General features: G+C 71.3%; 19 protein-coding genes. 5 read left to right on the top strand and 14 right to left on the bottom strand.

Annotation, left to right across the window (positions count from 1 at the left end):
- Window positions 1-76: 76 nt before the first annotated feature.
- Entirely contained in the window at window positions 77-421 is a 345-nt protein-coding gene (locus HJG52_RS00195) for a TraR/DksA family transcriptional regulator (RefSeq protein ID WP_171241586.1), read from the bottom strand.
- A 54-nt stretch (window positions 422-475) separates the two neighbouring features.
- On the opposite strand from HJG52_RS00195, the gene HJG52_RS00190 reads away from it, so the two are divergent.
- The 3 genes from HJG52_RS00190 to HJG52_RS00180 all read left to right on the top strand — a co-directional run bounded on the left by HJG52_RS00190 (window position 476) and on the right by HJG52_RS00180 (window position 6,711).
- Window positions 476-5,200 (top strand): ATP-dependent helicase, encoded by a 4,725-nt coding sequence (locus tag HJG52_RS00190; RefSeq protein ID WP_171241585.1) that lies wholly within the window; start codon window positions 476-478, stop codon window positions 5,198-5,200.
- Window positions 5,201-5,463: 263 nt separating this feature from the next.
- Complete coding sequence (locus HJG52_RS00185; RefSeq protein WP_171241584.1) at window positions 5,464-5,847, top strand: hypothetical protein; 384 nt, start codon at window positions 5,464-5,466, stop codon at window positions 5,845-5,847.
- 12 nt (window positions 5,848-5,859) lie between these two features.
- Window positions 5,860-6,711, top strand: coding sequence for an Fpg/Nei family DNA glycosylase (locus tag HJG52_RS00180; protein ID WP_171241583.1), 852 nt, complete (start codon window positions 5,860-5,862; stop codon window positions 6,709-6,711).
- Between the two features lie 36 nt (window positions 6,712-6,747).
- Here HJG52_RS00180 and HJG52_RS00175 read toward each other — a convergent pair whose 3' ends face one another.
- The 5 genes from HJG52_RS00175 to rimO form a co-directional block, all read right to left on the bottom strand.
- Window positions 6,748-7,332, bottom strand: a complete 585-nt coding sequence (locus tag HJG52_RS00175) for a GrpB family protein (RefSeq protein ID WP_171241582.1) — start codon at window positions 7,330-7,332, stop codon at window positions 6,748-6,750.
- Window positions 7,333-7,360: 28 nt separating this feature from the next.
- Window positions 7,361-7,660 carry a helix-turn-helix domain-containing protein gene (locus HJG52_RS00170; RefSeq protein ID WP_171241581.1) on the bottom strand — a complete coding sequence of 100 codons (300 nt, stop codon included), beginning with the start codon at window positions 7,658-7,660 and terminating at the stop codon, window positions 7,361-7,363.
- 143 nt (window positions 7,661-7,803) lie between these two features.
- Entirely contained in the window at window positions 7,804-8,271 is a 468-nt protein-coding gene (locus tag HJG52_RS00165) for a CinA family protein (RefSeq protein WP_171241580.1), read from the bottom strand.
- The gene (gene pgsA, locus HJG52_RS00160; protein ID WP_346767487.1) at window positions 8,268-8,933 is read right to left on the bottom strand and encodes a CDP-diacylglycerol--glycerol-3-phosphate 3-phosphatidyltransferase; all 666 of its coding nucleotides are present in this window, start codon (window positions 8,931-8,933) and stop codon (window positions 8,268-8,270) included. The genes HJG52_RS00165 and pgsA overlap by 4 nt, the downstream gene beginning before the upstream one ends.
- Entirely contained in the window at window positions 8,927-10,408 is a 1,482-nt protein-coding gene (gene rimO, locus HJG52_RS00155) for a 30S ribosomal protein S12 methylthiotransferase RimO (protein WP_171241579.1), read from the bottom strand. Before rimO ends, pgsA begins: the two co-directional genes overlap by 7 nt.
- A gap of 58 nt (window positions 10,409-10,466) precedes the next feature.
- On the opposite strand from rimO, the gene HJG52_RS00150 reads away from it, so the two are divergent.
- Window positions 10,467-11,672 carry a dipeptidase gene (locus HJG52_RS00150; RefSeq protein WP_171241578.1) on the top strand — a complete coding sequence of 402 codons (1,206 nt, stop codon included), beginning with the start codon at window positions 10,467-10,469 and terminating at the stop codon, window positions 11,670-11,672.
- Between the two features lie 67 nt (window positions 11,673-11,739).
- Here the strand turns inward: HJG52_RS00150 and HJG52_RS00145 are convergent, their stop codons facing one another.
- The 7 genes from HJG52_RS00145 to kdpF are packed head-to-tail and all read right to left on the bottom strand — an operon-like array spanning window position 11,740 to window position 20,127.
- On the bottom strand, window positions 11,740-12,423 hold the full coding sequence (locus tag HJG52_RS00145; protein ID WP_171241577.1) for an ion channel: 684 nt from the start codon (window positions 12,421-12,423) through the stop codon (window positions 11,740-11,742).
- A 34-nt stretch (window positions 12,424-12,457) separates the two neighbouring features.
- Complete coding sequence (locus HJG52_RS00140; protein WP_171241576.1) at window positions 12,458-13,144, bottom strand: response regulator; 687 nt, start codon at window positions 13,142-13,144, stop codon at window positions 12,458-12,460.
- A complete protein-coding gene (locus HJG52_RS00135) occupies window positions 13,141-15,645 on the bottom strand; it encodes a DUF4118 domain-containing protein (RefSeq protein WP_171241575.1) in 2,505 nt (834 codons plus the stop codon). The genes HJG52_RS00140 and HJG52_RS00135 overlap by 4 nt, the downstream gene beginning before the upstream one ends.
- Window positions 15,642-16,223, bottom strand: a complete 582-nt coding sequence (kdpC, locus tag HJG52_RS00130; RefSeq protein ID WP_171241574.1) for a K(+)-transporting ATPase subunit C — start codon at window positions 16,221-16,223, stop codon at window positions 15,642-15,644. The genes HJG52_RS00135 and kdpC overlap by 4 nt, the downstream gene beginning before the upstream one ends.
- Window positions 16,224-16,226: 3 nt before the next feature.
- Window positions 16,227-18,251 (bottom strand): potassium-transporting ATPase subunit KdpB, encoded by a 2,025-nt coding sequence (gene kdpB, locus HJG52_RS00125; RefSeq protein ID WP_171241573.1) that lies wholly within the window; start codon window positions 18,249-18,251, stop codon window positions 16,227-16,229.
- Window positions 18,248-19,897 (bottom strand): potassium-transporting ATPase subunit KdpA, encoded by a 1,650-nt coding sequence (kdpA, locus tag HJG52_RS00120; RefSeq protein WP_171241572.1) that lies wholly within the window; start codon window positions 19,895-19,897, stop codon window positions 18,248-18,250. The genes kdpB and kdpA overlap by 4 nt, the downstream gene beginning before the upstream one ends.
- Window positions 19,897-20,127 (bottom strand): K(+)-transporting ATPase subunit F, encoded by a 231-nt coding sequence (gene kdpF, locus HJG52_RS00115; RefSeq protein ID WP_171241571.1) that lies wholly within the window; start codon window positions 20,125-20,127, stop codon window positions 19,897-19,899. The genes kdpA and kdpF overlap by 1 nt, the downstream gene beginning before the upstream one ends.
- A 4-nt stretch (window positions 20,128-20,131) precedes the next feature.
- Here kdpF and HJG52_RS00110 point away from each other — a divergent pair, with 4 nt between their 5' ends.
- Window positions 20,132-20,920, top strand: coding sequence for a DUF4118 domain-containing protein (locus HJG52_RS00110; protein ID WP_171241570.1), 789 nt, complete (start codon window positions 20,132-20,134; stop codon window positions 20,918-20,920).
- On the opposite strand, the gene HJG52_RS00105 is transcribed toward HJG52_RS00110, so the two are convergent.
- On the bottom strand, window positions 20,904-22,280 hold the full coding sequence (locus HJG52_RS00105; protein WP_206069821.1) for a Bcr/CflA family efflux MFS transporter: 1,377 nt from the start codon (window positions 22,278-22,280) through the stop codon (window positions 20,904-20,906). The two genes, HJG52_RS00110 and HJG52_RS00105, sit on opposite strands and share 17 nt — an antisense overlap.
- Window positions 22,281-22,347 lie beyond the last annotated feature (67 nt).

Genomic DNA, 22,347 nt, shown 5'->3' with positions numbered 1-22,347 from the left:
CCGAGGCCGGGCGACGGGACCCAGTGTACGCACGTCGGGGGCCCTGTGGGCGCCCGGACCCGCAGGGAGCGCGCGGTCAGCCGCCTTTCGACGCGCAGTCGATGCACGTGGTGGCCGCGGGGCGCGCCTCGAGGCGACCGGGGGCGATCGGGCGGCCGCACGTCTGGCAGGTGCCGTAGGTGCCGTCGTCGAGGCGCGCGAGCGCTGCGTCGATCTCGGCGAGGTGCGACTGCACCTGACGGGTCAAGGCCGAGACCTGGGAACGCTCGAACGCGATCGTCGCGCCCTCGGGGTCGTGCTCGTCGTCGGCGTTGGAGTCGCGCGAGGCCTCGACGAAGTCGGCGAACTCGTCATCGAGCGCGTGGAGACGACGCATCGCCTGTGCACGCTCCGCCTCCAGCACCTCCCGGGTCCCAGCCATCCGTCCAGCATCGCACCGACCACTGTCAGTGGCAGGTGAGAGGCTGTTCTCCTCATGGCAGGTGACGTGCTCGACCGATTCTCCCCGGCCACTCGCGAGTGGTTCCGCGGGTCGTTCAGCGCGCCCACCGCCGCGCAGGCGGGCGCGTGGGACGCGATCAGCTCGGGTCAGCACGCCCTGGTCGTCGCGCCGACCGGCTCGGGCAAGACCTTGTCGGCGTTCCTGTGGGCCTTGGACCGGCTCGCCTCCGAGCCCAAGCCGGACGAGAAGCTGAAGCGCTGCCGGGTCCTCTACGTCTCGCCGATGAAGGCGCTGGCGGTCGACGTCGAGCGCAACCTGCGCTCGCCCCTGGTCGGCATCGGTCACGCCGCCACCCGCCTGGGCCTCACACCCCCGGACATCACCGTCGCCGTCCGCTCGGGCGACACCCCTGCGAACGAGCGCCGCGCCTTCGCCCGGACGCCCTCCGACGTCCTCATCACGACGCCGGAGTCGCTGTTCCTCATGCTGACCAGCCAGGCCCGCGAGGCGCTGGCGGGTGTCGAGACGGTGATCCTCGACGAGGTGCACGCCGTCGCCGGCACCAAGCGCGGCGCCCACCTGGCGTTGTCGCTGGAGCGGCTCGACGCCCTGCTCGCCCAGCCGGCGCAGCGGATCGGGCTGTCCGCGACCGTGGAGCCGGTCGAGGAGGTCGCGCGCTACCTCGCGGGCGGTCGCCCGGTCGAGATCGTGCGGCCGGAGTCGACCAAGGAATGGGACCTCGACGTCGTCGTGCCCATCGCCGACATATCGCAGCTCGGCGAGGTGATCGAGGAGGACCTGTCCGGGCCGGCCTCGGGCGCCGAGAAGCGTGCCTCGATCTGGCCGCACGTCGAGGAACGCATCGTCGACCTCGTCTCCTCCCACCGCTCCACTCTGGTCTTCGCCAACTCCCGCCGCCTCGCCGAGCGCCTCACCGCCCGGCTCAACGAGATCTGGGAGGACCGGCTCGAGACCATGGCGGCCCGTCGAGGTGACGGCGAGGCACCCGAGGCGACCACGCGGCATACCCGCGACAACGCGACGCGCACCCCCGCCCAGCTGATGGCGCAGTCGGGAGCCTCCGCCGGGGCCCCGCCCGTGCTCGCCCGCGCCCACCACGGGTCGGTGAGCAAGGAGCACCGCCAGCTCATCGAGGAGGACCTCAAGGCCGGGCGGTTGCCCGCGGTCGTCGCCACGAGCAGCCTCGAGCTCGGCATCGACATGGGCGCCGTCGACCTCGTCGTGCAGGTCGAGTCACCGCCCTCGGTCGCGTCCGGGCTGCAGCGGGTCGGTCGCGCGGGGCACCAGGTGGGGGCGGTGTCGCGCGGGGTGCTGTTCCCGAAGTTCCGCGGCGACCTCGTCCAGACCGCCGTCGTCGTCGAACGCATGCGTTCGGGGGCCATCGAGTCGCTGCGCGTGCCCGCCAATCCGGTCGATGTGCTGGCGCAGCAGATCGTGGCCATGTGCGCGCTCGACGACTGGACCGTCGACGAGCTGGAAGCGTTGGTGCGCAAGGCAACTCCCTTTGCCTCTCTGCCGCGGTCGATCCTCGAGTCGGTGCTCGACATGCTGTCGGGGCGCTACCCGAGCGACGAGTTCGCCGAGCTGCGACCGCGCATCGTCTGGGACCGCGTCACCGGTGTCCTGTCCGGTCGGCCGGGTGCCCAGCGCCTCGCCGTCACCTCGGGCGGCACGATCCCCGACCGAGGGTTGTATGCCGTGTTCCTGGCTTCGTCCGAGGGCGCCGGTCGGCGGGTCGGCGAGCTTGACGAGGAGATGGTCTACGAGTCGCGCGTCGGCGACGTCTTCACCCTGGGGACATCGACGTGGCGGATCGAGGACATCACGCACGACCGCGTACTCGTAACGCCTGCGCCGGGGCTGCCAGGGCGGCTGCCGTTCTGGAAGGGCGACCAGCAGGGACGGCCGGCCGAGCTGGGGCGGGCCGTCGGCGCGTTCGTCCGCGAGGTGGTGGGGTTGTCGGATTCCGCTGCGCGCGAACGGGTTTCGGCCGCTGGGCTCGATGAATGGGCGACCGACAACCTGCTGGCCTACCTCGCCGAGCAGAAGGAAGCGACCCGGCACGTGCCCGACGACCGCACCATCGTGGTCGAGCGGTTCCGCGACGAGATCGGCGACTGGCGGGTCGCGCTGCACAGCCCGTTCGGCGGGCAGGTGCACGCACCGTGGGCGCTCGCGGTGTCGGCGCGGATGCGCGAGCGGTTCGGCGTGGACGTGCAGGCGATGCACGGAGACGACGGCATCGTGTTCCGGCTGCCCGACCTGGAGTTCGAGGAAGGCCGTGGGGTGGGCGCCGAGCTGCTCGAGCTGGTGACGCTCGACCCCGATGACGTGCACGACCTGGTGACGGCCGAGATCGGTGGCTCGGCGCTGTTCGCGGCGCGGTTCCGCGAGTGCGCGTCACGAGCGCTGCTGCTGCCGCGACGACGCCCCGACCGGCGTCAACCGCTCTGGCAGCAACGGCAGCGGGCCGCGCAGCTGCTCGAGGTCGCGTCGCAGTACGCGTCGTTCCCGATCGTGCTCGAGACGGTGCGCGAGTGCGTGCAGGACGTGTTCGACGTGCCCGGCCTCGAGGCTCTGATGCGCTCGGTCGCCTCGCGCGAGGTGACGATGGTCGACGTCGAGTCGCGGCAGCCGTCGCCGTTCGCGCGGTCACTGATGTTCGGGTACGTCGCGCAGTTCCTCTACGAGGGTGACTCACCGCTGGCCGAGAAGCGGGCGGCCGCGCTGGCGCTCGACCCGTCCCTTCTGGCCGAGCTGCTCGGTCGCGGAGAGGGCCTGTCGCTGCGCGACCTCCTCGACCCCGAGCAGGTGTCCCGCACCGAGGCCGAGCTACAACGGTTGGTGCCCGAGCGCGCTGCCCGGGACGCCGAGGACGTCGCCGACCTCTTGCGAGTGCTCGGGCCGCTGTCGCTCGCCGACATCCAGGCGCGCTCGCGGGAAGGCTTGTCCCACAAGGAGATCGGCACCTGGCTGGTGGATTTGGAGGGCGCGCGACGAGTCATCCGGGTGCGGGTGGCTGGGGACGAGCGCTGGGCGGCGATCGAGGATGCCGGTCGGTTGCGTGACGCGTTGGGCGTGTCCCTGCCGGTGGGGGTGCCGCAGGCGTTCCTCGAGTCCGTGCCCGACCCGATGGGCGACCTCGTCGCCCGGTTCGCGCGGACCCACGGCCCGTTCCCCGTGGCGCGGGTCGCGGAGTGGTGGGGCATCGGTCCCGCCGTCGCGCAGGACGCGTTGCGACGCCTCGTCGGCGCCGGTCGCGTCGTCGAGGGCGAGCTGCTGCCGGTCGAGAACGGCGGCCGCCGCCACGGCATGGACTACTGCGACGCCGAGGTGCTGCGGATGCTGCGGCGTCGCTCACTGGCCGCCCTGCGTGCCGAGGTCGAACCTGTCGCGTCGGCCGAGCTCGCCCGGTTCCTGCCGTCGTGGCAGGGCGTCGGTGGGGGGCTGCGTGGTCGCGAGGGGCTGCTGCGCGCGGTGGAGCAGCTCGCCGGTGCGGTGCTGCCCGCCAGCGCGCTCGAGACACTGGTCCTGCCTGCCCGGGTGGTCGACTACTCCCCCGCCCTGCTCGACGAGCTCACGTCCTCCGGTGAGGTGCTCTGGCGCGGCCACGGCTCGCTGCCCGGCGACGACGGGTGGGTGTCCCTCCACCTGGCCGACACGGCATACCTCACCCTTGCCCCGCCCGACGACCGCGAACTCACCGAGGGCGAGACCGCGATCCTCGACGCCCTGGCCGGCGGTGGCGCGTTCTTCTTCCGCACCCTCGCCGACACGCTCGAGTCGACCGACGACGAGCAGCTGCTGACCGACCTGTGGTCGCTCGTGTGGTCCGGTCGGGTGTCGGGTGACACGCTCGCGCCCGTGCGGGCGCTGCTGTCGGGCGGGCGCACCGCGCACCGCCGTTCGAGCGCCTCACCAAGGACAGCAAGGTATGCCGGTCGGCGGGGTTCGCTGGGCGCGCTCTCGGGCGGGCGTGGGCTGGGTCGCACCCCGGCACCTACGCGGACCGGACCGCCCACGGGCGCCGGCCGGTGGTCGCTGCTGCCCGAGGTGGAGGCCGATGCGACCGTGCGGGCCTACGCCACGGCGGAGGTGCTGCTCGACCGGTATGGCGTCGTGACCCGCGGGTCCGTCGTGGCCGAGGACGTGCCCGGTGGGTTCGCCGGGGTCTATCGGGTGCTCGCGGCGGCCGAGGAGTCGGGGCGGGTGCGCCGTGGCTACTTCGTCGAGACGCTGGGCGCCTCCCAGTTCACCACGACTGGCGCGGTCGACCGGCTGCGTGCGGGCGCTCGGCAGCCGGGCGAGAGCGACCGGGGCAGCGCTGGCGGATCGGCGGCGGCCGTCGTCCTCGCGGCGACCGACCCGGCCAACGCCTACGGCGCCGCGCTGCCGTGGCCCGACCGGCCAGCGTCGCCGGGCGACGACGACACCACCGGCAAGCGGGGGCACCAGCCCGCGCGCAAGGCGGGCGCCCTGGTCGTGCTGGTCGACGGCGAGCTGGTGCTCTACGTCGAACGCGGCGGCAAGACCCTCCTGTCGTGGACCGACGAGCCCGGCCTGCTCCAGTCGGCGGCTGACGCGCTCGCCCTGGCCGTGCGCGAGGGCGCCCTCGGGCGGTTGACCGTGGAGAAGGCCGACGGTGGCGCGCTGCTCGGATCCGAACACCCGCTCGTGCAGGCGCTCGCGAACGCCGGGTTCCACGCGACCCCCCGCGGCCTGCGCCTGCGCACGTGAGCTCCGTCAAGTGCGATCTCGACTAGGCCGTCAAGCGCACACTGGACTATCATTGTGAGACGTCGCGAGGTGCTCAGGCGCATCAGCAGGGAAGCTCGTTCCCAAGGGTTCGAGTGGGTGCTCCTCAGGCAAGGGGCCAATCACGAGGTTTGGAGCCTGGACGGTCTCATGATCCCCATCGCGCGTCACGGTGAGTTCGGCAACAGGGCGGCCGAGATGATCTGGAAAGAGTGCGAAGCCCGCTTGGGAAGAGGCTGGTGGCGGTGAAGAAGACCTACGAGGCAGTTGTCGAGCGCGATGGTCGCTTCTGGCTCATCCACGTGCCCGCGGTCGACCGATGGACCCAGGCCCGACACCTACGCGAGATCGACACCATGGCGCGGGACCTGGTCGCGGTCATGCTCGACATCGAGCCGGAGACCATCACCATCAATATCGAGCTGCGGCTACCCGAGGACGTCACGCGCCACCTCAGCGAGGCCAAGAGGCTGCGAGAAGCGGCCGCAAAGGCGAATTCTGCGGCCGCCAAGGAGTCCCGCGCCGCTGCGCGAGCATTAGCCGACCAAGGACTGCCGTTGCGAGACATCGGCGCCGCCTTGGGCATCTCCCACCAACGAGCTGCGCAGCTGCTCGACAAGTCGGCATGAACCCTTCCAGTCATGCCGGAGGGTGACACCGTCTGGCGGACCGCCGACCGGCTCAACCGTGCGCTGGCGGGCGAGGCGGTCACACTGAGTGACCTGAGGTTTCCCTCGATCGCGACGGTGGACCTGCGTGGAGCGACCACGCTCGAGGTCATCAGCCGGGGCAAGCACATCCTCCACCGGCTCGAACACGGTGGCGACCGGGTCACGGTCCACTCGCACCTGAAGATGGAGGGCCAGTGGCGCGTCGAGGCGACCGACACGATCGGTGGCTGGCTGCGGCGCGACGACCTGCGTGCGGCCATCGGGGCCACGCGCTGGACCGCGCTCGGGCTGCGCCTCGGCAACCTCGACGTCGTGCCCACCGACCGCGAAGGCGACCTCGTCGGCCACCTCGGACCCGACATCCTCGGCGCCGACTGGGACGCCGAGGCGGCGGTCACCAACCTGCGCCGGTCGAGCGCGCCCATCGGTGCGGCCCTGCTCGACCAGCGCAACCTCGCCGGCATCGGCACCCTCTGGTGCGCCGAGACCCTTTTCGTCGAGAGGCTTCACCCCTGGACCGCGGCCGACTCGCTGGCACCCGAGGTCGTCGCGTCGGCGGTCGATCGCGCACATCGGTTTCTCGTCGCAGCCAAGGAGCACCCGATCCAGTCGAGCACCGGCAGCCGCCGGAAGGGCGAGGAGACGTTCGCCCACGGTCGGTCAGGGCGCCCGTGCCGTCGGTGCGGCGACACCATCCGGGTCGCGATGATCGGACCACCCGGGCGCGAGCGCACGATGTTCTACTGCCCCACCTGCCAGGGCGGCCTCGGCCCCACCGACGACGGCCGCCGCCAGAACCCCCTCGGCCACCGCCGCAGTTGAGTGCCTGACACCGACCAGTAGACCGGTCTCAGGCACTCAGGGCGCGGGTGGAGCGCCGGCCTTGGCGAGGATGTCCTCGACCACCTCGGTCTTGGCGTCGGCGTAGTCCTGCACGTACCGCCACTCGCGGGTCGCCAGCTCACGCTTGACCGCGGCATACCGGTCACGGTCCTCCGGGTGCGCGCGCAGCCAGTCGCGGAACATCCGCATCCGCGCGATCTCGGGATCGGCCGCACCGCCGGGCGTGAAGACGTGCACGTTGACGTCGTGCGAGTCGCCGTCGCCGACCCTGCGCGAGACGACGCGGTGCTCCAACCAGTCGGGTTCGCGGACGCGCAGCCGATAACCGGCCCCTTCGAGGGCAGGCAGGTATGCCGCCTCGTCACCCGAGTCGGGCACGAGCAGCAGGATGTCGATCACCGCCTTGGCCGGCAGACCCGGCACCGACGTGGAGCCCACGTGCTCGACGGCGAGTGCGGTCTCGCCTAGCGCCCCAGCGATCACGGCGCGGTTCTGCTCAAAGAGGTCGGCCCATTCCGGGTCGTGGTCCACGACGACCGGCTGGTCCGCATACGGGACGGCGCCGTCCACCAGCCCGGAAGGCGGGTCGGTCGAAGGCACGTCAGAGAAGCGCGACGCCGGCGACAGCTCAGGCTGCGGAGGCAGACAGGTCGTCGGTCTTGGGCAGCGGCAGCGCGACCGGCGCGGTGAGCGCCTCGGTCACGGCGACCCGCTCGGAGACCGAGCTCAGCACCTCGGACAGGGGCAGCTTGAGCGCCCCACAGATGGAGGCGAGCAGCTCGGAGGACGCTTCCTTCTCGCCCCGCTCGACCTCGCTGAGGTAGCCGAGGGACACCGACGCAGCGGCCGACACCTCGCGCAGCGTGCGGCCCTGGGACTGACGCTCCTCCCGGAGGACGTCACCGAGCTCGCGACGAAGCAAGATCATGGACGCCTCCTTCGATGGTGACAGCGCGGTCGTTCACTGCCCACGGTACCCCGTGGCCCCGACGACGCGCGCGCAGGATTGCGGAAACACGCGACACAGCAGGTCCAACGGCGTGGCGCGCTCGAATCTTCCGCGGCCCGCCGTCAGCCCAGCAGCGCCGTGACACAGGCCAGGGCCTCGGTCACCGTCTGGAGGCGGATCGCCTCGCGGTCACCGGCCAGGGCCAGCCTGCGCACGACCACGTCGTCCTCCAGCGCCGCCGCGACGAAGACCGTCCCCACCGGCTGGCCGTCCTGCGGGTCCGGCCCCGCCACCCCGGTCGTGGCGACGCCGACCGCGGAGCCGAGCACGCGGCATACCCCGACAGCCATCTGGCGGGCGACGTCCTCCTGGACCGCGCCTCCCCGAGCCAGCAGCTCGCGGTCGACCTCGAGCACCGACGCCTTGAGCTCGGTCGCGTAGGCGACCACGGACCCGCGCACGACTGCCGAGGCACCGGGCACGTCGGTGAGGGCCGCGCACACCAGCCCGCCCGTGAGCGACTCGGCTGTAGCGACCGTGAGGCCACGCTCGACCAGGGCGGCGATCACCCCCTCGGCGGCGGGCTTCATCCGCGCCGGGCCGCCCTGCGTGCGCGCTTCATCGCCGTGCGCTCGCTGTTCTGCCGCATGCGCAGCGCCTTTACGACGATGTCGATGCCGGTCACCACAGTGACGAGCACGGCCAGCCCCAGCACGATCTTCGCGGCCAGCTCCCACGCATCAGCACCCGCGAACGACCACAGCGGCAACGTGTAGAGCAGCAAGCCGAAGAACTGCAGCGTCGTCTTGACCTTGCCCCCGCGCCCCGCGGGCATCACACCGTGCCGGATCACCCAGAACCGCAGCACCGTCACGCCCCACTCACGCACCAGCACGACGATGGTCACCCACCACGGCAGGTCTCCGAGGACCGACAGCCCCACGAACGCCATGCCCATCAGCGTCTTGTCGGCGATGGGGTCGGCGATCTTGCCGAAGTTCGTGATCAGCCCACGGCGCCGCGCGAGGTCACCGTCGACGCGGTCCGTGGCGGTCGCGATGCACAGTACGGCCGCCGCCCACCACCGCATGCCCACATGCGCGCCGCCGTCGAAGAGCAGCAGCCAGCCGTAGACGGGCACCAGCAGGATGCGGGCGACCGTAAGGGCGTTGGGCAGGTTCCACGGGCTGGGTGCCGGGGTCGGGACCGGTGTCGCGGCCGGGTCGGGATGCGGCGCGGACTCGCTCAGCACGGCTCGGCCACGAGGTCGATTCCGTTGGTACCCACGACAGTGGCGCGCACGAGGTCGCCGACGGCGACGCCGGGTGCGAGGGCCGGATCGATGAGGGTCACGCCGTCGACGTCGGGCCCCTGGTGGGCGGCACGACCGACCACGTATGCCGCGTCGTCGCCCTCTGCTGTGTCCGGCAGCTCTTCGACCAGCACCTCGACGCCCTCGCCGATCCGCTCCTCGGCGCGCTGCACGTTGAGCTCCTCGACCAGCGAGGTGAACCGCGAAACACGTTCTGCGACAACGTCTTCGGGAAGCTTGTCGCCATAGCCTTCGGCTTCCGTGCCGTCCTCGTCGGAGTAGCCGAAGACCCCGATCACGTCGAGCCTGGCTGCCACGAGGAACGCCTCGAGCTCGTCGAGGTCGGCCTCGGTCTCGCCCGGGAAACCCACGATGACATTGCTGCGGATGCCCGCCTGGGGCGCGCGACGGCGCACGTCCTCGAGCAGCGCGAGGAACGACTCCCGGTCACCGAACCGGCGCATCGACCGCAGCAGCGGCCCGGACGCGTGCTGGAACGAGATGTCGAAGTAGGGCACGACCCCGGGCACCGTCGCCATCGCCTCGAGCAGGCCCGGCCGGATCTCCGCGGGCTGCAGGTAGGACACCCGCACGCGCTCGATGCCTGGCACCGCGGTCAGTTCGGGCAGCAGCTTCTCGAGCAGCGCGAGGTCGCCGAGGTCCTTGCCGTAGGACGTGGAGTTCTCGGAGACGAGGAACAGCTCCTTGACGCCGCGCTCCCCCAGCCAGCGAGCCTCGGCCACGATCTCGTGCGGCCGCCGCGACACGAAGGCCCCGCGGAACATGGGGATTGCGCAGAACGCGCACCGCCGGTCGCAACCGCTCGCGATCTTGAGGGGCGCCCACGGGCGCCCGTCGAGCCGGGCCCGGATGACCCGCGGGCCGGACGCCGGCGCCTTGCCGTCGAGGCCCTGCTCGGGTGACGTCGGGTCGCCATGCCCGGGCAACGCAACGCCTGCGGCACCGGACTGCCGCTCGACCGGTGACAGTGGCAGCAGCCGCCGCCGGTCCGAAGGCGTGTGCGACGCCGGCGCGTGGCCGTCGAGGACGGCGCGCAGGTGACTGGACATGTCGGCATACGAGTCGAAACCCAACACGGCATCGGCCTCGGGGAGCTCATCGGCGAGCTGCGACCCGTAGCGTTCGGCCAGGCAGCCCACGGCGACGACCGCCTGGGTGCGCCCCTCGCCCTTGCGCGCGGACGCCTCGAGCAGCACGTCGATCGAGTCCTTCTTGGCCTGCTCGACGAACCCGCACGTGTTGACCACGGCGACATCGGCCTGGTCCGCGTCGTCGACGAGCCGCCACCCCTCGGCGGCGAGCCGGCCGGCCAGCTCCTCGGAGTCGACCTCGTTGCGGGTGCACCCGAGGGTCACGAGGGCAACACTGCGCTGGGCCGTGGGCGAGGAAGGCATGGCCGCCAGTCTATTGGTGCCTGACGCGCGCCCCGGCCACCGTGGTTGAGTGGCTCCCATGACCGCCTCGACCGAGCCGACCACCTCCCCGACCACCGACCGGATCGCCGCCCTCCTCGCCGAGCACCCCGTCATCGACGGGCACAACGACCTGCTCTGGGAGGCACGCGAGAAGGTGCGCTACGACTTCGACCGGCTCGACGTCGGCGCCGGCGGGACCCCGACCCACACGGACCTACCGCGCATGCGCCGCGGTGGGCTGGGCGGGCAGTTCTGGTCGGTCTTCGTGCCGGCCGACCTCGCGGGAGACGACGCTGTCAGCGCCACGCTCGAGCAGGTCGACGCGGGGCACCAGCTCATTGCCCGGTATGCCGACGAGCTGGCTTTCGCCCGCACGGCCAGTGACGTGCGGGCGGCGTGGGAGACGAAAAGGATCGCGTCGATGCTGGGCGCGGAGGGCGGCCACTCGATCAACAACTCGCTGGCGACGCTGCGGATGCTGGGGGTGCTCGGGGTCAGCTACATGACCCTGACCCACAACTCCAACACCGACTGGGCCGACTCGGCGACCGACGAGCCGGTCCACGACGGGCTCACCCGGTTCGGCGTCGAGGTGGTGCGCGAGATGAACCGCATCGGCATGATGGTCGATCTCTCGCACGTGGCGCCGACCACCATGCGCGACGCGTTGCTGGCCAGTGAGGTGCCGGTCATCTTCAGCCACTCCTCCGCCCGGGCGGTCTGTGACAGCCCCCGCAACGTCCCCGACGATGTGCTGGAGTCGTTGCGTGACAACAACGGCGTGTGCATGGTGACGTTCGTCCCGACCTTCGTGAACCCCGACGCCGCGGCGTGGCGCGTGCAGCTCAACGAGGCGGCGCGGGCGCAGGGCGTGGCACCGTCCGACGGCGAGCCGTACACGTCGTTCTACGACGCCTACAAGGAGCGCAACCCCACCCCGAAGGCGTCGCTCGAGGACGTCGTCAAGCACGTCGAGCACGTCCGCGACGTCGCCGGTATCGACCACGTCGGCCTCGGTGGCGACTACGACGGAGTGGGCGAGCTACCGGTGGGGCTCGAGGACGTCACCGGCTACCCGCGGCTCCTGGCCGCCCTCGCCGACCGCGGCTGGTCCGACGACGACCTCGCCAAGCTGACCGACGGCAACATCCTGCGGGTCATGCAGGACGTCCAGGACGGCGCCAAGGCCCTCCAGGAACAGCGCGGCCCCAGCCTCGCGACGATCGCCGAGCTCGACGGCTGACCACGACCGCCCTGTGATTGGGGGCCTGGACGTGCGGAACTGTGCACGTCCAAGCCCCCAAGCCCAGTCAGTTGCGCCAGCGGGTGATGGTCAGCCCGACGACGCGGGCGATGATGAGCGCGACGTACATGACGCCGGCGACCTGCTCGATGATCACCACGGCGCGGGCATGGGGCAGGACGGCGCGGGCATGGGGCAGGACGGCGGTCACATCGGACAGGCCGACGCTGGTGAGGTTCGCGAACGACAGGTAGAGCAGCTCGAGGAAGGTGCGGGTGCCCTCCCCCTGGTAGGCCACGAACGACCCGGGCCAGATGATCTGCACGGCCATGAAGAGGTAGGCGAACATCCACGACACGACCGTGAAGTTGGCGCCCACGGCGAAGATCTCGTCGCGCGTGACCCACGAGTCGTCGAAGAGGTACCGGATGAGCCCGTACCCGGTGTAGCCGTAGAACGCCGCGTGCAACAGCGACGACCAGAGCCGCACCTGCTCGTTGTCGGGCGCGAAACCCTCGACCACCGTGAGGATCACGACCGGCACACCGATCACGACCGCGACCCAGGTGAGCGCGGGAGTCGCCCGCACGGCATACACCGCCACCATGAGCACGAGCACACCGAAGACGCCGAGCAGCGCCCGCCCGGTCGCGTTCGTCCCGGCGAAGGGGTAGGCGAGGACGGCGATCAGCTGGGCCACGAGGAGCACCCCGCTCGGGTGACCCTTGATCGCGTTGAACATGTCACGCATGGCCCCGACCCTAGTGACAGTCGCGGCGACCTGGTCAGTCGTCGCCGACGAGTCGGTACCCCTGGCCCGGTTCGGTCAGGAGGTGCCGTGGGTGCGCGGGGTCGGGTTCCAGCTTGCGGCGCAGCTGGTTGGCGTAGACCCGTAGGTAGTTCGACTCGCTGCCGTACCCGGGCCCCCACACCTGGCGCAGCAGGTCGCGTTGGGACACGAGGTGACCGGGCTGCAGCGCCAGGACCTCGAGCATGCCCCACTCGGTCGGCGTGAGCCGCACAGCCTTGCCGTCGACCGTCGCCCGCCGCTCGGCGAAATCGAGTCGGAAGTATGCCGTCACGAAGGCCGCGGGTGAGGCGGCGGCGCCCGACTCGCCGCGGCGCAACGCAACTCGCACCCGCGCGAGCAGCTCGTCCATGGCGAACGGCTTGGTGACGTAGTCGTCGGCGCCCAGGTCGAGCGCTTCCACCTTGTCGACCGAGTCGGTGCGCGCCGACAGGACGATGACGGGGATGTCGCTGGCAGCCCGGATGCGGCGCAGGACCTCGACGCCGTCCAGGTCGGGCAGCCCCAGGTCGAGGATGACGAGCTCGACGCCGTCCTCGTGCAGCGCTTGCAGGGCGGTGCGGCCATCCGCGGCCGTCACCACCGGGTAGTCGCGGGCGCGCAGGTTGATCGCGAGGGTCCGCACGAGGTGCGGTTCGTCGTCGACGACCAGGATCGTGCTCACGACGTCATCCTGTCAGTGGCCCGCTGGAGCTCGAGCACCACGCTCAGGCCACCCCCGGGTGTGTCCTCGGCCGAGATCGTGCCACCCATCGCCTCGACGAGTCCGCGCGCCACGGCCAGCCCGAGCCCGACCCCGTTGCCACGCGGCGCATCGCCAAAGCGCTGGAACGGCGCGAAGATCTGGTCCTTGGCGCCCCCCGGCACCCCGGCGCCCCGGTCGACGACCCGCAGCTCGACCCGGTCGGCGGACGCAACACCCTGCACGAGCACCTCGGCCGCGGAGTGCCGCAACGCGTTCTCGAGCACGTTGGCCAGCACCCGCTCGAGCAACCCAGGGTCGGCCGACGCGAGCAGGTCGCCCGGCGCGACCGTCACGCGCACCCGTTCCCCACCCGGCAGGCCCCGGGCGACGCCGGCCACCGCGTCGCCGAGCGGCACGACCGAGAGCTGGGGCACGACGGCCCCACTCTGCAGCCGGGACATGTCGAGCAGGTTCGACACCAGGGCGGTGAGCCGATCGGTCGACTCCTCGATCGTCTCGAGCAGATCCGCCTGGTCCTGCGGCGCGAAGGTCACGTCCGGCTGGCGCAGGCTCGAGGCTGCGGCCTTGATGCTGGCCAGTGGGGTGCGCAGGTCGTGGGAGACGGCCGCCAGCAACGCGGTCCGGGCGCGGTTGTCCTTGGCGAGCGCCCGCCCCTCGTCGGCCAGCCGCACCAGCTCCTCACGGCCGAGGACGGCGGCGGCGCGCATCGCGAATGCCGACACCAGGCGTCGGTCCTCCGCGGACACCACCCGCCCGACGAGGACCAGCGTCGTCTCGTCGTCGACGGCCGCGCGCACGGAGGCGTCCCGGATCGCCTCGACCGTGAAGCCCTCCGTCGCGGACACGACCGTCCAGGGGTCACGCACCGAGGGCCGGCGCACCACGCCGGCGGCGTCCACGCCGAAGAACTCCACGGCCTGGCCCAGGAGCGCCGACAACTGGTCGCGCTCCCCCAGCAGCGACTCCGCCGACGCAGCCAGGGCGGCTGCCTCCCGTTCGGCCAGTCGTGCCGCGGCAGCCCGTCGCTCGCTGAGGTGCACGGCCGAGGCCACCGCCACCGCGACGACGATGAAGACGAGGAGCGCCACGAGGTTCTGCGGGTCCGACACGGTGAGGGTGTGCACCGGTGGGGTGAAGAACCAGTTGATGGTGACGCTGGCCAGCACCGCGCACACCACGGCCGGCCACAGTCCGCCCACGAGCGCGGTGGCCACCGTCAGCAGGAGAAAGAGCAGCACCTCCAGCGGCAGGTCGTGCCAGTCCTGGCTCACCTGCAGCAGGACGGTGAGGGCGACCGTTCCCCCGAGGGCGAGGAGCCAGCCGTATGCCGTGCGCCGTCGTCCCAGCTCGGGCCCGAACCGCAGCGGCGCGCGCACCGACCGGGTGAGCTCGTGGGTGACGAGGTGGACGTCGATGTCGCCGGAGCCCTCGACGACCTGCTGTCCGACCCCCGGCGACAGCACCTCCTGCCAGCGTCTGCGCCGCGACGCGCCGATGACGATCTGCCGGGCCGACACCCCACGGGCGAAGTCCAGCAGGGCCGCGGCGACGTCGTCACCTTTGACGGTGTGGAACGTCCCGCCGAGCTCGGTGGTCAGCTGTCGCAGGTCGGCGAGCTCCTCGAGCCGGGCGTCCACGAGCCCGTCCGGCGGCGTGACGTAGACCGCCAGCAGCTCCCCGCCGGCACCGCGCGAGGCGATCTGCGCCGCTCGCCGCAGCAGGGTCCGCCCTTCGGCACCGCCCGTCAGCGCCACCACGACCCGCTCGCGAGTCGGCCAGGGCTCGGTGATGCCCCGGTCGGCGCGGTAGCGCCCCAACCCCTCCTCCACCCGGTCCGCGAGCCACAGCAGCGACAGCTCGCGCAGTGCGGTGAGGTTGCCCTCGCGGAAGTAGTTGGCGAGCGCGGCGTCGACCTTCTCCGCGGCATACACGTTGCCGTGGGCGAGCCGTCGCCGCAGCGCCTGGGGTGACATGTCGACCAGCTCGATCTGGTCGGCGCCCCGCACGACGTCGTCGGGCACGGTCTCCTGCTGGCGCACGCCGGTGATCGACTCGACGACGTCCCCGAGCGACTCGAGGTGCTGGATGTTGACGGTCGAGATGACGTCGATCCCTGCGTCGAGCAGCTGCTCGACGTCCTCCCAGCGCTTGACGTGTGCGCTGCCCGGCGCGTTGGTGTGGGCGAGCTCGTCGACGAGGACGACCTGGGGGCGTCGCTGCAGCACCGCGTCGACGTCGAGCTCGGTCAGCGTCGCGCCCCGGTGCTGCATCGAGCGCCGTGGCACCTGCTCGAGCCCGGCCAGCATCGCGGCGGTGAAGGCCCGACCGTGGTCCTCGCAGACACCGACGACCACGTCGGTGCCCCGGTCGCGTCGGCGCTGCGCCTCCGAGAGCATCGCCACGGTCTTGCCGACGCCCGGTGCGGCGCCGAGGTAGATCCGCAGCACTCCCCTGGTCACCGGGTCATTCTCTCCAACGCGAGGTTGAGCTCGAGCACCGTCACCCGTGGTTCGCCGAGGAACCCGAGCGTGCGCCCCTGCGTGTGCTCGTCGACGAGGCGCCGCACTGCCTGCTCGGTCAGCCCGTTGGCCCGGGCGACACGTGGTGCCTGGGCGCGAGCGTTGGCCACGGAGATCTGCGGGTCGAGACCGCTGCCCGACGCGGTGAGTGCGTCGGCAGGGGCGTTCGTCCCGTATGCCGCGTCGTAGCCGTCGGCGCGCTCGCGCACCGCCTTGCGCTGGTCCGGTGAGGATGCCGCGAGGTTGCTGCCGCCACTGGTGTCGCCGGAGTAGTTGCTCGCCGACGGGCGTCCGGTGAACCACCGCTCGCCCGTGAAGTTCTGTCCCAGCAGGCTCGACCCGACCACGACACCGTCACGGCGCACGAGCGAGCCCCGCGCCTGGTCGTCGAAGCCGACCCGCCCGACGACCCAGACGGCTGCCGGGTAGACCACCCCGAGCAGCCCGGTGAGGACCAGCATCATCCGCAGCGCGGCGACCAGCTGGCGTGAGGTGGAGGAGGTGTTTCGCGAAGCCATGGTTCAGGCCAATCCGGGGAGGTGGGAGACGAGCAGGTCGATGAGCTTGATGCCGATGAAGGGGGCGACGACGCCACCCAGCCCGTAGACGAGCAGGTTGCGCCGAAGCAGCGCCGCAGCACCGGCCGGGGTGTAGCGAACACCCTTGAGGGCCAACGGGATCAGCGCGACGATGACCAGGGCGTTGAAGATGACCGCCGACAGCATCGCCGACTGCGGCGACGCGAGCCGCATGATGTTGAGGGCGTCCAGGCCAGGGAACAGGACGACGAACATCGCCGGGATGATCGCGAAGTACTTCGCGATGTCGTTGGCGATCGAGAACGTCGTGAGCGCTCCTCGCGTGATGAGCAGCTGCTTGCCGATCTCGACGACCTCGATGAGCTTGGTCGGGTCCGAGTCGAGGTCGACCATGTTGCCGGCCTCCTTGGCCGCGGAGGTGCCCGAGTTCATCGCGACACCGACGTCGGCCTGCGCGAGGGCGGGGGCGTCGTTGGTGCCGTCGCCGGTCATGGCCACGAGCCGGCCACCCTCCTGCTCGGCCTTGATGAGGCGCATCTTGTCCTCGGGCGTGGCTTCGGCGAGGAAGTCGTCGACGCCCGCCTCCGCGGCGATCGAGGCGGCGGTGAGCTTGTTGTCGCCGGTGATCATCACCGTGCGAATTCCCATGGCACGCATGACATCGAAGCGTTCACGCATGCCCGGTTTGACGACGTCCTTGAGGTGTACGACGCCAAGCACCTGGACGTCTCCGCCCACGTCCTGGCGCGCCACCACCAGCGGTGTCCCCCCGCGCTGGCTGATCGCCTCGACGAGCTCACCCACCTGGGTCGGCACGTCGCACCCGGCCTCGCACACCCAGGCCCGCACGGCGGAGGCAGCACCCTTGCGCACCCGGGTGCCGTCCGCGAGGTCCACCCCCGACATCCGCGTCGTCGCACTGAACTCCACGAACTCGGCCCCCGCGGCAGCGGGCGCGTCGGCGCTGGTGCCGTCGCCCACGGCATACCTCTCATGCGCTAGCGCAACGATGGACTTGCCCTCGGGTGTCGCGTCGGCGAGCGACGACAGGTGTGCCGCCTGCGCCAGCTCACGGCCCGTGACTGACCCGACGGGCACCAGCTCGGTGGCCTGCCGGTTGCCGAAGGTGATGGTGCCCGTCTTGTCGAGCAACAGGGTGGACACGTCGCCGGCTGCCTCCACGGCCCGACCGGACATGGCCAGGACGTTGCGCTGCACGAGCCGGTCCATGCCGGCAATGCCGATGGCCGACAGCAGCGCACCGATCGTCGTGGGGATGAGGCAGACGAGCAGCGCGACGAGGACCACGACCGGCTGCGTCTGGCCGGAGTATGCCGCGAACGGCTGGATCGCCATGACGGTCACCAGGAAGACGATGGTGAGGGTCGTCAGCAGGATGGTGAGGGCGATCTCGTTGGGGGTCTTCTGCCGCTCGGCACCCTCGACGAGCGCGATCATCCGGTCGATGAAGCTCTCTCCCGGCCTGGTCGTGATGCGCACGACGATGCGGTCGGACAGGACGGTCGTGCCGCCGGTGACGGCGCTGCGGTCGCCGCCCGACTCGCGGACGACCGGCGCGGACTCTCCCGTGATGGCCGACTCGTCAACGGTGGCAACGCCATCGACGATCTCGCCGTCGCCCGGGATGACCTCTCCGGCCGCCACGACGACGGTGTCACCGACCGTCAGCTCGCTGCCGGGGACCAGCTCCTCGCGGCCGTCGGGGCCGAGCCGACGGGCGGTGGTGTCGCGCTTGGTTGCCCGCAGGCTGGCCGCCTGTGCCTTGCCCCGCCCCTCGGCGACCGCCTCGGCAGCGTTGGCGAAGACAACCGTGGCCCACAGCCAGATGGCGACGGCCCACGCGAACACGCTCGGGTGGATCACCGCGAGGGCCGTGGTGAGCGCCGACCCGACCCAGACGACGAAGATGACCGGGGCCCGCACGACGTGCCGCGGGTCGAGCTTGAGGAAAGCCTGCGGCAGCACGCCGCGCAGCGAGGTGGTCATGACAGAGCCTCCGCGATGGGACCGAGGGCGAGTGCAGGGAAGAAGGTGAGGCCGGCGACGACCACGGCGATGCCGGTGAGCAGGCCGACGAAGAGCGGCGTGTGCGTCGGCATGGTGCCGGTCGTGGCCGGACGGCTCTGCTGCTCGACGAGCAGGCCCGCGAGCCGCAGGACGAGCAGCATCGGGAGGAACCGGCCGATGAGCATGCACGCCCCGAGGGTGAGGTTGTACCAGGGGTTGTCGGCGGTGAGGCCGGCGAAGGCGCTGCCGTTGTTGTTCGACGCCGACGCGTATGCGTACATCACCTCCGTGAGCCCGTGGGGTCCGGAGGCGAGCATCGTCGACCGCGGCCCGTCCAGGGCGAGGGACAACCCGGTGAAGGCGAGCACCAGGACCGGCATGACGAGGATGTACGTTGCGGCACACGTCATTTCGCGCCGCCCGATGGTCTTGCCGAGGTACTCCGGCGTGCGCCCGACCATCAGGCCGGCGACGAAGACCGCGAGCAGCGCGACGATGACGATGCCGTAGAGGCCGGACCCCACGCCGCCGGGCGATATCTCTCCAAGCACCATGTTGCCGAGCAGGACTCCGCCACCGAGTGGGCTGTAGCTCTCGTGCATCGAGTTCACGGCGCCCGTCGATGTGCCGGTCGTGGACGCCGCGAACAACGCCGACGCCCACACGCCGAAACGCTGCTCCTTGCCCTCCATCGAGCCGGTTGCCGCTGAGGCCGCGTGCACCTCGGCCCACGTCACCAGGGCGACCCCGGTGCCCCAGAGCAGGCCCGCGAAGCCGGCCAGCGCCCAGCCCTGCCGTCGGTCCCCGACCATGAGGCCGAACGTGCGGGTCAGGGCGAACGGGATGACCAACAGCAGGAAGATCTCGAGCAGGTTGGTTGCGGGGTTGGGGTTCTCGAAGGGGTGGGCCGAGTTGGCGTTGAAGTAGCCGCCACCGTTGGTGCCGAGCTCCTTGATCGCTTCCTGCGACGCGACGAGGCCCCCGCGGATCACCTGCTCGACACCGGAGACGCCGGTGACGGTGGTGGGAGCGGAGAGGTTCTGGATGACGCCGCCGGCCAGGAGCAGCACGGCCCCGACGAAGGCCACCGGCAGCAGGATGCGGACGACACCGCGCACCAGGTCGACCCAGAAGTTGCCGATCACCCCTTCGCCGCGGCGGGCGATGGCCCGCATCAGGGCCACTGCCACGGCCAGCCCGACGGCTGCCGACACGAAGTTCTGCACGGTGAGCCCCACGGTCTGGACGATGGGCGTCATGCCCACCTCACCCGCATACGACTGCCAGTTGGTGTTGGTGACGAACGAGATCGCGGTGTTGACCGCCGTCGTCAGCCCCATGCCGGCCGAGCCCTGTCGCAACGGCAGGTGTGTCTGCGCGACGATCAGCGCGAACAGCAGCACCAGGCCGACGACGGAGAACGCGACCACGCTGGTGGCGTAGGCGCGCCAGCCCTGTTCGGAGTCCGGGTCGACGCGTACGGCGCGGTAGACGAGGCGCTCGACGCGCCAGTGTCGGCCGTCGCTGAACACCCGGGCGATCCACGCCCCGAGCGGGTGCCAGGCGGCCGCGAGGAGTGCGACGAGCAGCGCAATGGTGAGCAGCCCGGCCACGGTGTCGGACATCAGAACTTCTCCGGCCGCAGGAGCGCGTAGACGAGGTAGCCCAGCAATGCGACGCCGAGGAGGGCAGCAACGAGGTTTTCGATCACGTCGCCAGTCAAGGACGACACAAGCCGCCTGTATGCCGCGTTGACGCCGCCCTGACGCCCCTTGACGCGTCCTTGACGCCGGCTCCGTTCCAGTGGCGCCCGCGGCGTATGGATCACGTCAAAGTCATTGACCTGCAACACCATTCGGGTGCGTGATGCAGTCATGAAGTTCGACGAGATCGTGTTTGCCCGCCGCTCGGTGATCGTGTCGGCGTCGGTGGCGGTGCCGTTCCTGGTGTGTGCGGCGGTCGCAGCCGCAGGGCGGGCGGTGCCCGACGCCAGCGTCGCGGTCGGCCTGGTCCTGGTGATCGTGGCCGCGGCGGCGACCGGCCTGCGCAGCGCGGGCATGGGCGCGGCCGCCTCGGCGGCGTTGTGGTTCGACTTCTTCCTCACCCAGCCCTACGACAGCTTCGCCATCGACAGCGCAGAGGACATCCAGGTGGCGGTGCTGCTGCTCCTCGTGGGGCTCGGCGTGACCGAGCTGGCTCTCTTCGGGCAGAAGCAGCGCGCCCAGCTCGGTCGGGAACGCGGCTACCTCGACGGCGTCGTGACGACGGCAGAGTCCGTGGCCGACGACGTACCGGCAGACACCGTGGTGTCGTCCGTGGCCGACCGCGTGCGCGAGGTGCTGAGGGCGGACCGCTGCACCTTCGTGGCGGGAGCCTCGTTGCCGGGCCGGCCGCGGATCCGCCGGGACGGCAGCCTGGTCCGGGGCGAGCACCTCCTGCCGGTCGATCGGTCCGGGCTGCCGGTGGACCAGGAGGTGGTGCTGCCGGTCGAGACCGAAGGTCAGGTGGTGGGGTGGTTTGCGGTGACCGCTGCCGCCCGCGTCGCCCGGCCGACGGCGGCCGAACGACGGGTCGCGGTGCTGTTGGCCGACCAGGCCGCGGTGGCGTTGAAGCGCCACCGCGACCCCAGGATCAGCGCACGACCCTGACGCGCAGGGTTGCCGTGGCGACGAGGGCCGCGAGGACCGCGGTGCCGGCCATGACGATGGCCATCGGCACGGCCGAGTCCGAGCCCATCGCACCGATGAGCGGGGCAGCCGCGCCGCCGATGACGAACTGGGCGGCACCCAGGAGCGCGGCGGCGGTCCCGGCGGCCTCGCCGTGGCGGGTCAGTGCGAGGGCCGGGGTGTTGGGCAGGGTGAGACCGCACGCGAAGAGCAGGAACCACAACGGCACCAGCACGAGTGTCAGGCCCCCGATGCCGGTCGCTGCGGCCGCGAGCAGCACGAGCGCAGCTGTCGCGCCGACCGTGACACCGAACCGCACCAGCTGACGCGGCGCGAACCGCTTGAGCAGCACCGGGTTGAGCTGCGACCCGGTGAGGAAGCCGAGGGAGTTGAGGCCGAACGCCAGCCCGAACTGCGCCACCGACAGCCCGTAGATGTCCTGCAGCACGAACGACGAACCACCGATGTAGGCGAACAGGGTCGCGAACATCAGCCCGCTGATGAGGATCAGGCCGACGAAGGTGCGGTCCCGCAGGAGCGTCCGGTAGGTGCTGAGCACCTCACGCACCGACAGCTGTCGACGACGGTCCACCGGCAGGGTCTCGCGCAAAGCCAGCGCGGCGATGGTCACGAGGACGACACCGGCTCCCGCGATGAGCAGGAACACCCCGCGCCACGACGTCGCCTGGAGGATCGCGCCACCCAGCGTCGGCGCCAGCACGGGCGCCAGCCCCATCACGAGCATCAGCCGCGACAGCATCGTCGCGGCGGCCGACCCCTGGAACAGGTCGCGAACCATCGCCATCGACACGACCGCGACGGCGGCGTTGCCGAGGCCCTGCAGCACCCGGCCGACCGTGAGCAGCTCGATCGTCGGCGCGAACGCCGTGAACACCGACGCCGCGATGTGCAGAGCCAGTCCCGCGATGAGCGGGCGACGACGCCCGATCGCGTCAGCGAGCGGCCCGACGAGGAGCTGGCCCAGCCCCATGCCGAGCAGGATGCCCGTCAGGGTCGCCTGCACGGCCGACTCGGACGCCGCGAGGTCACGCGTGATCGAGGGCAGCGCCGGAAGGTAGGTGTCGATGGTGAGCGGCCCGATCGCGATGAGCGCGCCAACGACGAGGACAAACCTCAGGTACGCCCCGCCCGTGGGCGCGACAGGGGCGGAAACCGTTGCGGCAGTGACCGGTTCGCGCGTCGATGCCTTGTCGGCGACGAGCGTGTCCGTGGGTGCAGCGGGTGCGGTGTGTGCCTGGGTGTCGAGGTTGGTGAGGTCGCGGTCGGCGGTGATCGGGTCTGCGTCGGGGGCGTCGTGAAGTGTGGTGGTGGGAGCGGTCACCCAGCCAGCAACACCGAGGGCCCTGTCACGCATTCCGTGACAGGGCCCTCTTCTTGCGATGTGGTCG

Source organism: Knoellia koreensis (assembly GCF_013041615.1).
GTDB classification, from domain to species: Bacteria; Actinomycetota; Actinomycetes; order Actinomycetales; family Dermatophilaceae; genus Pedococcus; species Pedococcus koreensis.
The sequence above is the reverse complement of the archived record's forward strand: the minus strand, read 5'-3'. Positions and strand labels throughout refer to the sequence as shown.